Below are 240 nucleotides of genomic sequence, written 5' to 3'. Positions count from 1 at the left end.
GGCGGTGACGGCCGCCGTCGACCCGAGGCCGAACTTCCGGCCCGACTGGTCGTCGAGCTCGGAGGTGATCGTGATGTCGTAGAAGCCGGGCTCGCGGCCCTGCTCCGCGGCGAACCGCTCCACGACGTCGATCGCCGCGAGCACGTAGTCGAACGGGGGGCTGTCGTGGTCGAGCACGACCCGGCCGCCGGCGCGGCGCCACACGCCGGGCAGCCGGCCGGACCGGTCGGTCGGGATGGA

The 240-nt window shown here is 74.6% G+C and carries 1 pseudogene; it reads right to left on the bottom strand.

Annotation, left to right across the window (positions count from 1 at the left end):
- Nucleotides 1–240 (bottom strand): annotated as a pseudogene (locus KVT14_RS21145) (phosphomevalonate kinase); the annotation flags it as partial.

This window comes from Cellulomonas sp. GbtcB1 (assembly GCF_019091725.1).
Taxonomy (GTDB): Bacteria; Actinomycetota; Actinomycetes; order Actinomycetales; family Cellulomonadaceae; genus Cellulomonas.
The sequence above is the reverse complement of the archived record's forward strand: the minus strand, read 5'-3'. Positions and strand labels throughout refer to the sequence as shown.